Raw genomic sequence first — 9,620 nt, 5'->3', positions numbered from 1 at the left:
CAATATATAAAGGTTGTTGGTCGGTTCGTCGAGCAGCATGATTTCAGGATCGGCAAACAACACCTGCGCCAACAACACCCGAAGCTTCCAGCCTGGTGCCACTTCACTCATCAGGCCAAAATGTTGTTCAACTGGGATATCCAGCGCCAACAATAATTCGCCAGCGCGGGACTCGGCGGTATAACCATCCATTTCGGCAAACTGCGTTTCCAACTCAGCAACTAACATACCGTCATCTTCGCTCATTTCCGGCAAGGAATAGATGCGATCCCGTTCTTTCTTCACTTCCCATAATTCTTTATGGCCCATGATGACGGTGTCGATAACGCTGAATTGCTCGAACGCGAACTGGTCCTGTCCCAATACCCCTACCCTGGTGTTAGGTTCACGCATCACATTTCCGGAAGAGGGTTCCAACTTGCCAGCCAGAATTTTCATAAAAGTGGACTTACCACAGCCATTGGCACCAATCAGCCCGTAGCGGTTACCTCCTCCAAACTTAATGGAAATATTTTCAAAAAGCGGCTTAGCACCGAACTGCATAGTGATATTGGCGGTAGCAATCATAGGAACCTGTACAAGCGAATAAGTTAGAAGGTTGGCCGACATAGCGGACAAAAAAGCGGCGCAGTTTAGCCCAATTTGCCAAGAAAGTATGCTGATTTAGGGTGTCACCCAAAAATTTATTTTCTTGTCATGAAAATGATGCAAAATCAACAAGTTGCTTCTACATTTCATTAACAAAAAGAACAGCAATATGGAAAGAGCTGTCAAACACCAAGGGGAAGCCATATGCAGATACCGCTATCTGGGTCTGGACAAGACAGTCTTAAGGAAACCTTAAGCAATGCACAATATGCTGAAGCTATTAGTAGTGCACCTAAGCGAACAGCCATGCCCGAACTATCTGTCGTTGTCCCGGTAAAAAACGAACAAGATAATATTCAACCGCTTATCAACGAAATACAGCAAAGCCTGCAGGGGCTAGTTTCCTACGAAATTATTTATGTGGATGATGGCAGCGACGATCATTCCTTTGCGGTATTGGAGAGTTTGCAAAAAGCCGGCGACGTCCCGCTACGCATTCTCAGAAACCCACAAAGTTGTGGGCAAAGCACTGCGGTTCATTTAGGTGTGAGCCACGCCGCTGGCAGACTGATTGCCACGCTGGATGGTGATGGGCAGAATGACCCAGCCGACATTCCAGCCATGCTGGAAATTGCTAAATCCTTCGCAGACAAGCAGGACTTTTTAATTGCCGGGTATCGTAAAAACCGCCACGACAGCAAATGGAAGCTCTTTCAAAGCCGTATTGCCAATAAGATCCGTGCCTCACTGCTGGGTGACAACACACCAGACACGGGATGTGGCCTGAAGCTATTCCCTCGCCACACCTTCCTCAAACTACCTTATTTTGATCATATGCATCGTTTTCTGCCGGCACTGGTTCAACGTAGCGGCGGCATAGTTAAAATTTCCGTAGTAAACCACCGTGCAAGAATGGCGGGGGTGTCTAAGTACGGCATGCTCAATCGTGCCTGGGTTGGTTTAGTAGATATATTTGGTGTGATGTGGTTACAGCGACGTAACCGAATGACCGCACAGTGCACGGAGTATCGGCATGATCAGTCCGGCGCATAAGTCATTCGTACGTAGTCTGTTTCCGGCTTTGGCCTGGCTGGGTGCACTACTTATCATTGGTTGGTTTGTCGGCAAAACCCAATGGCTGGCAGATTGGCAGCCAGAGCGTTTCGGTCAGTACCTGACAGGTAACTCATACTATGATGGCGCTATATTCGTTGGGATGTTCGCATTGCTTAGCGCTGTGGGTCTTCCCAGACAGCTTCCCGCATTTATCGGTGGCTATTATTTCGGGGTGTTCAGTGGGTTAGTATTATCGACCCTGGCGGTTACCCTGGGGGCCAGTCTTACCTTGCTGACAGTTAGGCTAATGGGCAATCATCTGGCCTTTCTCAAACAACGTCTGCCAGGTAAACGACTACGTGATTTTCTCTCACACAATACCCTGCAGGCAACGGTGGCGGTGAGGCTATTTCCGGTTGGAAACAATCTGGCGGTCAACCTGTTGGCAGGTCTGATTCGCTTACCTGCTCTTGCCTTTTTGACCGGTTCATTTATTGGCTACTTACCTCAGATGCTGGTTTTTGCCTTATCCGGTGCCGGGCTTAAATTCAATGCACACTTACAAATGGTGCTTGGCGCTATTTTACTGATTGTCTCCAGTGCCATAGGTCTCTGGTTGTATCGTCGCACTCGCCTAAGCCATCAAACTGAGACTAAGCAGGACGTTCATGCCCATGTTTAGTAAGTTATTTTCAGGCAAGAACGCCAAGTTAATACTGGCCTTGTTGGCTATCCTGGTCATTTTTTCAGGCCTGGGGCTCAGAGCCCCCTGGCCTGCTGATGAACCAAGATTTGCTCAGGTTGCCATTGAAATGGTGGACTCCGGTCAGTGGTTTTTCCCCATGCGTGGCGGCGAACTCTACCCGGACAAACCTCCTGTATTTATGTGGAGTATCGCGCTTTTTTACTGGTTGTTAGGCAGTATCAAGCTAGCCTTTTTGTTGCCATCGGCGCTATGCGGATTGCTGACACTCTGCTTGGTTTATGACCTCGGTAAACGCTTATGGAATGAGCAGACCGGCATATTAGCCGCGGCCCTTCTGCTGATGTGTTTTCAATTTGTGCTGCAAGCTAAAACCGCACAGATTGATGCCATGGTATGTGCGTGGATCACCCTTGGCTGCTATGGACTGTTACGACATATCTATTGTAAAGACGGCTGGCATTGGTATTACCTGGGCTTTGCCGCCATGGGGCTAGGCGTCATCACCAAGGGGGTTGGCTTTTTACCGCTATTGATGCTCCTGCCCTTTTTCCTGGCCCGTCACTTTCGACCTGCAGCCGATGACATTCAAGGCGGTTGGCGTTGGTGGGCAGGTCCGCTGGCTATGCTGGCAGTTATCGCACTGTGGTTTGTACCCATGCTTATTCTGGTGGCAAATAGCAACGATGCCGCCTTTGAAATGTACCGGGATAACATTCTGCTTAAACAGACGGCCAAGCGCTATGCAGATTCGTGGCATCATATCAAGCCATTCTGGTATTACCTGACCTCGGTCATTCCCCTCTTCTGGTTACCGCTTAGTTTGCTCTTACCCTGGTTGCTCCCCAAATGGTGGCGCGCAGTCAAAGCCGGTGACAGACGTATTATTCTGCCTTTGGGCTGGGTAATATTGGTCTTAGTATTCTTCAGTCTGAGTCCGGGCAAACGCGGGGTTTATATTCTGCCGGCCTTGCCTATGCTGACGCTGATTAGCGCGCCGTTTTTACATGATGTTTTGCAACGCCGCTGGCCAACCCGCCTAATAAATGGTGTAGTTGCCCTGCTTGGGTCGCTGCTGTTGATCATAGCCATCGCCGGTCTTCTGGGCGTTGAAAAAATACAGAGTCTGGTGGATGACTACCCTATTCAACCCTGGTGGTTCCTGCTTAGTCTGGGAGTCATAGGCCTGCTTGGTGGATTATTTGTGCGAGACCAGGGTAAAAGTTGGCTGGTGTTTATCCTGCCCTTCTGGCTACTCTACAGCACCTGGGGTTACGCCTTACTAGGCCCGGTGAAAACCCCACAACAGGTACTGAGTAATTTACAACATCACGAGCCCAATCCCGTACCTCTGGTGATCATTGGATTAAAAGAACAGTTTCTGCTGTTTGCGCCTTACCCCCTCGGCCACTTTGGCTACCACACACCAATACGTCTACAAGAGCAAGTGGCCTGGCAATGGTTAGCAGAACATCCAGACGGCAGGGTTTTAGTTGCACGTCAGTCGGGACTTAACTGCCTTAACTTTGATAAGGGCATTGACCTGGGTTTTGCCCATCGCGAAGACTGGCTATTGTTAGATAACTCCGCGAGACAGCCTGACTGCCTTGTGGAAAACCCCGCCCTGCCGGTCTTTTACGCTGCCAAACCTTAGTTTGGCAGCCAGGCTAATTCTCATCTCCCTTTCTTCAGGGTACTGCTGCTGAATACCCTTGTTTCACCACCGCAAATTTCAATCTAACTCCTTGTCAAAAAGGAATTTTATTAACCAAGCTAAAAATGCTTTGAAAAAATCTTGGCGTCTTCAGACTTTCTTAAGACTCAGAGAATAGGCTAAGGGTTAGCAGTATTCTTCAAGGAAATGCCATGCACCCAAGATTGCCCTATTACCAGGCGTTGCCTCTTGGTTTGACCTGCCTTTTAGGGTCAGCATCCATCATGGCATGTGAGCAACCCGCCGAGATTGAACTGAATATTCATACTATTTTTGATGAAAGTGAACCGGATACCACCTGGCTTCACAAGCTAGCCAACAACCTGCACATTGATACCCAAAAAGCCACTTTGGAAAATGAGCTGGCCTTTTTGTCTCCCTGCGAAGCTGATCCACAAAAGCTCTACGAAGTTGAGCGGCACTTACGTAGCCGAAATTATTTACGCGACGCTAAGGTTCAGTTGGTTAAAGACGCTCGTCACACAGCGCCACGGATTCAAATTGACACTTGGGATACCTGGTCGCTGATGCCGATTATGGACTTTGGCCGCAAAGGCGGGAGAAACCATTTTGAGGTGGGCTTAAAAGACCGCAATCTGTTGGGTTTAGGTGTTGATGCCGAACTTGCCTATTTTTCCGATCCACAGCGTACAGGCTACAAGCTGGATACCGAGTTCCCGTTATTTATGGGCCACAACAGCAGTGCCAGAATACGCTTGATTGACAGCCCAGATGGGTATCAGCGTAGCGTCTTTTTCGACAAGCCTTTGGTCAGCGTTGACAGTAACTTTGGTGGCAGTGTCGGTTTTAACCGCGAAGATCGCGTCGATACCCTGTTCCACAACAGCCAGGACGAACTGCTGTTCCGGCACCAGATTGACTACCAGACTCTCAACGTGGGCTGGAAAATCGGTAACTGGGATGATCATCACCTGCGTGTATTGGCGGGCTGGACCAAAGATGAACACAGATTCAGCGAGCCTCAATCAGATTATCTGCCCGCTGACCGTATCTTCAACTATCCCTGGGTTGGCATGGAATGGCTGGAAGACGACTTTGTCACCATGCGTAACCTGCACCTGATAGAAGAGAAAGAAGACATTAACCTGGGCTGGCATTTGCAAGCCAATCTTGGCCACAACCTGGCATCTGGCCCACAACAAGGCGCCTGGCTTTGGAACCTGTCCGCCAGCAAAGGGCTAGCCTGGAACGCCAACACTTTGCTGCTTGCCCGGCTACAAGCTGGCGGGTTTGCTGGCGGCGAACAAGACCACAGTTCCATGACAGGCCGCTTTGGCGGCGAGCTTATCCATCGCATCAACCAGCGTTTTGCCTGGTATGCCAGCGCCGCCTGGCAGTTCTCTGACAATCCTACCCTGGATAACCCGGTGAACCTCGGAGGTGATACGGGTCTGCGCGGATACCCGCTGCAATACCAATATGGAGAGCAAACCTTACTGGTCAGCACCGAACTTCGTTACTACCCCAGAATTAACCTCTTCAAGCTATTTGAATTGGGCGGCGCGGTGTTTTACGACGCGGGTAAAAGTTTCGGTGACACCCCACGCGCTAATGAAGAAACCGGATTATTGCAAAGTGCCGGGATAGGTGCCCGGCTGTATTCCACCCACTCAAGTGATCGTCAGGTCATTCATATTGATCTCGTTCACCCCTTTTCAGACCAGGAAGATGTAAGCGGCCTGGAATTTCGTGTAGAGGTAAAACATGCATTCTAAGCAAATGGAAGGCGCCCAGAACAAAATAATTAGCGCGGATGAACATCCACATCTGATTAAAGCCCAGGGTATGGCCCGGCTGATAAAAGCAGGGCTTAATTCCTATCGTGCAATTTGCTGGCTGTGTAAACATGAAGCCGCGTTTCGACAGGAGATATTGTTACTGGCCATACTGTTACCTGTGCCTCTGCTATTGGATTTATCACTGGGGGGGCGCCTTGCCATGATAATCAGCTTGTTGCTTATCCCTCTGGTGGAGATTCTCAATACGGCCATCGAAGCAGTGGTCGACCGCATTGGCCCGCAGTTTCACCCTTTATCTGGACTTGCCAAAGATCTCGGTTCTGCGGCCGTGCTGCTCAGCATGCTGATTGCCTCCCTGGTGTGGGGCTTATCTTTGTATGACTACTGGGCATAAGGACGCAACATGTTAGGTTTTGTAAGACTCAAACCATGGCAATGCCAAATACTGCTGGTGTTGTTTTTATTACTCAGCGCCAATGCCAGTTTCTTCAGCCAACTGACGACCCTCTACCCGATTAAGCAACATTGGGGCTTTGTGCTCTCAGTGGCCTTGCTGCTGGGCGTTGTGTTGCTGTTGATGGTGCAACTCCTCAGCCTGCTGCTAACACCTCGTTGGCTGTACCCGCTCATCTTGCTGATAGCTGCCATTACCGGGTATTTCACTGACGAGCTGGGCATAATATTTGACCGGGTGATGCTCACCAATACGCTACAGACCAATCCAGGGGAAGCAGGTGATCTGTTAAGCGCCGGGTTAATTTGGCGCATAGTGCTGCTAACTTTAGTTCCCAGTGCGCTACTTTGGTCACTTAATCGCGATGCACTAAGACGTCCTGGTATTAAGGCATCGCTTACGACCCTGTCCGCAACCTTTGTTCTGAGCATACTGAGCATGTTGCCCTATACCGACCAATACGCTACGTTTTTTCGCGAACATAAGACCGTTCGTTATAACGCCATCCCTATCTACCCCGTATACTCTGCCATCGATCTTGGTAGCCGTCACTTACGCAGCAAAACCCCCGACCAATTGGTTGAACTCACCGGTAATGAGGTAAATCCCAAACCAACGGGACACTATGAGCTGATGATTGTGGTGGTTGGTGAGACCGCACGAGCCGACCATTTTTCCCTGAATGGCTACGAGCGACAAACCAACCCACTGTTGTCTAAGCAGGCCAACTTACTCAGCTACGCCAATGTTAGTTCATGCGGCACGTCTACAGCGGTTTCCGTACCTTGTATGTTTTCATTCAGTGACAGAGAGTCTTTTGATTTAGACAGTGCTAAGTACACAGAAAATGTGTTGGATGTCCTGCATAAAGCCAAGGTTAACGTGCTGTGGCGGGATAACAACTCGGACTCTAAAGGGGTAGCAACCCGTCTACCTTATGAGGATTATCGCTCCGATGAAGTGAACCCAGTTTGCGACGACACTGAGTGTCGGGACGTGGGCATGCTGGCTGGGTTACAGCAATACATCGACCAGCAACAGGGCGACATTCTGATCGTGCTGCATCAGATGGGCAGTCATGGACCGGCCTATTACAAACGCTATCCAACTGAATTTGAACATTTTGTACCTGCGTGCAAAAGCAAGGAATTATCCGAATGTTCAGAGCAGGAAATTATCAATGCTTACGATAACAGCATTTTGTACACCGATTATTTTCTGAATGAAGTTATCGAACTGCTAAAGCGCAATACACCTAAGTATGAAACCGCCATGTTGTATATGAGCGATCATGGCGAATCTTTAGGAGAAAACGGCCTTTATCTGCACGGTATGCCCTATTTTCTGGCACCCAAAGCGCAAACCCATGTGCCCTTTTTAGTTTGGGTGGGTGAGAGCTCCGATATCCTGCTGGAGCCTTCTCGTCGCCTTACACATAAAGCCTTTAGCCATGACGATTTTAGTTGTAGTTTGCTGCAGTCTTTTGAAATTGACAGCCATATTGCCGGCGATACCCCTTGTGTTCCTTATTTTGTCTACCGCGATGAATAAGTTGTTTTTACGACATCTGATCCTGACCGCGGCCTTGCTGGTCGTGACTGTGACAGTATTCAGCCTGACCCCGCTGGATATGTTAGTGCAAAACACCCTGTATAACGGCAGTACACATCAGTGGCTTATGGATAAACAAGAGCCCTGGGCCAGATTATTTTTCTACGACGGAATTAAAGCAGCACTCTTTGTGCTCTTTATGTTGCTATCGAGCACACTACTGCTGAGTCGCTTTAAACCATCGCTCAAACCACTTCGAGCGGGTTTACTGATAGTTATACTGTCGATGATACTCGTCCCCTCCTCGGTTAGCATGCTAAAAGCCACAACCAATATGGCCTGCCCGGTAAATCTGGTGCAATACGGCGGTAAAGTGGAACATGTTTCTCTGTTTGCCTCTTATCCTGCGGATAAACAGCCAAGCAGAGCACAGAAATGTTTTCCAGCCGGTCATGCCAGTGGCGGCTTTGCCCTGCTCTCACTGATTTTCTTGATGCCCTCCGCCAGAACTCGCCAATTAACCTTGGTCAGCACTCTTTCACTGGGATGGCTGATGGGGGGCTACAAAATGGCCATTGGCGACCATTTCCTAAGTCATACGCTAATCTCCATGCTACTAGCATGGATGATAATTTGTACCTTGGCGTGGCAGGTATACCGACAATTTGATGTCCCGCGAGATTTGCTGGAATTCTTTGTACGCCCTCGTGTACCAGGTGATACCGCATTTACACCAGTCCCTCCACTGGTCACATCCTCCATTGACTTATCCCCTGAAAAAGCCGAACAATAGTGACATAACCCTACAATTAAAAAGGAATAATGAGATGTCTTCCCAACGCAACACCTATCATCCCATCAGCATTGCCATGCATTGGCTTATGCTGCTGCTCATTGTGGCCGTATACGCTTGCATTGAGTTGAGAGAAATTTATCCCAAAGGCAGTGATCCTCGTGAAGCCCTCAAACAGTGGCATTTTATGTTGGGGTTACTGGTAGGTATGCTGGTACTGATCCGCATTTATTTTCGTCTGACCACCCGTGCTCCGGCTATCGAACCGGCACCGTCTGCACTGCAGATTAAACTTGCAGGGGCCATGCACGGTTTACTGTATTTGCTGATGCTAGGCTTACCTGTAGCAGGCTGGCTTATCTTAAGTGCCGCTGGTAAAAGCATCCCTTTTTTCGGATTAACGCTTCCCCCGCTAGTGGCAGAAAACCGCGAACTAGCCGGCATGGTCAAAGAATGGCATGAAACTATTGGACAGGCCGGCTACTTTTTAATCGGCTTACACGCCTTTTTAGCGCTTTGGCATCATTACGGCAAAAAGGACAATACTCTGTTGCGCATGTTGCCGGGGAAAAAATAAATCAATAAGCCGGCTGTTTTACGGCAGCCGGTTTCTCCTTTGCATCTAAAGACTCAGATAATGTGCAACGATATCCAGACTGGATAAAATTCCCACCACCTCATCATCGCCCACTACCGCCAAATGGTGAAGCTGATGGTCAAGCATTAAGCGACAAGCCTGACGTATTTCGGCATCCTCAGAAATTGTCACCAAGGGTTGAGTGGTCAGTTGTTCAACAGCAATATTTCCTGAGCCATTTACCTTGAGCAGGTCTCTACTGGTAATCAGACCAACTGGCGCCGCGCTCGTATCTACTACCAGCAAGCTACTTATCTTGGCGTTAAGCATTTGTTGGCGTGCAGTTTCCAATGAATCGGATGCTTTAACGTACCTGATGACGGCATGTAAAGGTAAGTCGCCGACTCGCATAACAAACTCCATT

At 49.0% G+C, this 9,620-nt stretch carries 10 protein-coding genes; 8 read left to right on the top strand and 2 right to left on the bottom strand.

The features are described from left to right. Positions 1-567, bottom strand: a 567-nt coding sequence (locus J0A65_RS17270; RefSeq protein WP_206595587.1) for an ATP-binding cassette domain-containing protein, incomplete at its 3' end; no start/stop codon positions are given. A 327-nt stretch (positions 568-894) separates the two neighbouring features. Between J0A65_RS17270 and J0A65_RS17265 the strand changes: the two genes are divergently transcribed. From J0A65_RS17265 to J0A65_RS17230, 8 genes are all read left to right on the top strand, one after another. After that, positions 895-1,641, top strand: a complete 747-nt coding sequence (locus J0A65_RS17265) for a glycosyltransferase family 2 protein (RefSeq protein ID WP_206595593.1) — start codon at positions 895-897, stop codon at positions 1,639-1,641. Beyond that, entirely contained in the window at positions 1,622-2,326 is a 705-nt protein-coding gene (locus J0A65_RS17260; protein ID WP_206595586.1) for a TVP38/TMEM64 family protein, read from the top strand. The genes J0A65_RS17265 and J0A65_RS17260 overlap by 20 nt, the downstream gene beginning before the upstream one ends. After that, complete coding sequence (locus J0A65_RS17255; protein ID WP_206595585.1) at positions 2,319-4,001, top strand: ArnT family glycosyltransferase; 1,683 nt, start codon at positions 2,319-2,321, stop codon at positions 3,999-4,001. Before J0A65_RS17260 ends, J0A65_RS17255 begins: the two co-directional genes overlap by 8 nt. Positions 4,002-4,213: 212 nt before the next feature. Beyond that, positions 4,214-5,797 carry a ShlB/FhaC/HecB family hemolysin secretion/activation protein gene (locus tag J0A65_RS17250; protein WP_206595584.1) on the top strand — a complete coding sequence of 528 codons (1,584 nt, stop codon included), beginning with the start codon at positions 4,214-4,216 and terminating at the stop codon, positions 5,795-5,797. Beyond that, the gene (locus J0A65_RS17245; RefSeq protein ID WP_232850025.1) at positions 5,787-6,215 is read left to right on the top strand and encodes a diacylglycerol kinase; all 429 of its coding nucleotides are present in this window, start codon (positions 5,787-5,789) and stop codon (positions 6,213-6,215) included. The genes J0A65_RS17250 and J0A65_RS17245 overlap by 11 nt, the downstream gene beginning before the upstream one ends. Before the next feature lie 9 nt (positions 6,216-6,224). Next, a complete protein-coding gene (locus J0A65_RS17240; RefSeq protein ID WP_206595583.1) occupies positions 6,225-7,826 on the top strand; it encodes a phosphoethanolamine transferase in 1,602 nt (533 codons plus the stop codon). Then, positions 7,819-8,619: a phosphatase PAP2 family protein gene (locus J0A65_RS17235; RefSeq protein WP_206595582.1), complete on the top strand. Its 801-nt coding sequence runs from the start codon at positions 7,819-7,821 to the stop codon at positions 8,617-8,619. The genes J0A65_RS17240 and J0A65_RS17235 overlap by 8 nt, the downstream gene beginning before the upstream one ends. A 34-nt stretch (positions 8,620-8,653) precedes the next feature. After that, positions 8,654-9,196, top strand: a complete 543-nt coding sequence (locus J0A65_RS17230; protein WP_206595581.1) for a cytochrome b — start codon at positions 8,654-8,656, stop codon at positions 9,194-9,196. A gap of 45 nt (positions 9,197-9,241) precedes the next feature. Here J0A65_RS17230 and J0A65_RS17225 read toward each other — a convergent pair whose 3' ends face one another. Then, positions 9,242-9,607 (bottom strand): CBS domain-containing protein, encoded by a 366-nt coding sequence (locus tag J0A65_RS17225; protein ID WP_206595580.1) that lies wholly within the window; start codon positions 9,605-9,607, stop codon positions 9,242-9,244. Between the last annotated feature and the right edge of the window lie 13 nt (positions 9,608-9,620).

Source organism: Bowmanella yangjiangensis, assembly GCF_017255015.1.
Classification (GTDB): Bacteria; Pseudomonadota; Gammaproteobacteria; order Enterobacterales; family Alteromonadaceae; genus Bowmanella; species Bowmanella yangjiangensis.
Note: the sequence above shows the minus strand (reverse complement) of the source record. Positions and strands in the feature narration are given on the sequence as shown.

Excerpts from the sequence above, each read along its gene's own strand:
- J0A65_RS17265 (WP_206595593.1), top strand. The coding sequence starts at position 895 with ATGCCCGAACTATCTGTCGTTGTCCCGGTAAAAAACGAACAAGATAAT.
- J0A65_RS17260 (WP_206595586.1), top strand. The coding sequence starts at position 1,622 with ATGATCAGTCCGGCGCATAAGTCATTCGTACGTAGTCTGTTTCCGGCT.
- J0A65_RS17255 (WP_206595585.1), top strand. The coding sequence starts at position 2,319 with ATGTTTAGTAAGTTATTTTCAGGCAAGAACGCCAAGTTAATACTGGCC.
- J0A65_RS17250 (WP_206595584.1), top strand. The coding sequence starts at position 4,214 with ATGCACCCAAGATTGCCCTATTACCAGGCGTTGCCTCTTGGTTTGACC.
- J0A65_RS17245 (WP_232850025.1), top strand. The coding sequence starts at position 5,787 with ATGCATTCTAAGCAAATGGAAGGCGCCCAGAACAAAATAATTAGCGCG.
- J0A65_RS17240 (WP_206595583.1), top strand. The coding sequence starts at position 6,225 with ATGTTAGGTTTTGTAAGACTCAAACCATGGCAATGCCAAATACTGCTG.
- J0A65_RS17235 (WP_206595582.1), top strand. The coding sequence starts at position 7,819 with ATGAATAAGTTGTTTTTACGACATCTGATCCTGACCGCGGCCTTGCTG.
- J0A65_RS17230 (WP_206595581.1), top strand. The coding sequence starts at position 8,654 with ATGTCTTCCCAACGCAACACCTATCATCCCATCAGCATTGCCATGCAT.
- J0A65_RS17225 (WP_206595580.1), bottom strand. The coding sequence starts at position 9,607 with ATGCGAGTCGGCGACTTACCTTTACATGCCGTCATCAGGTACGTTAAA.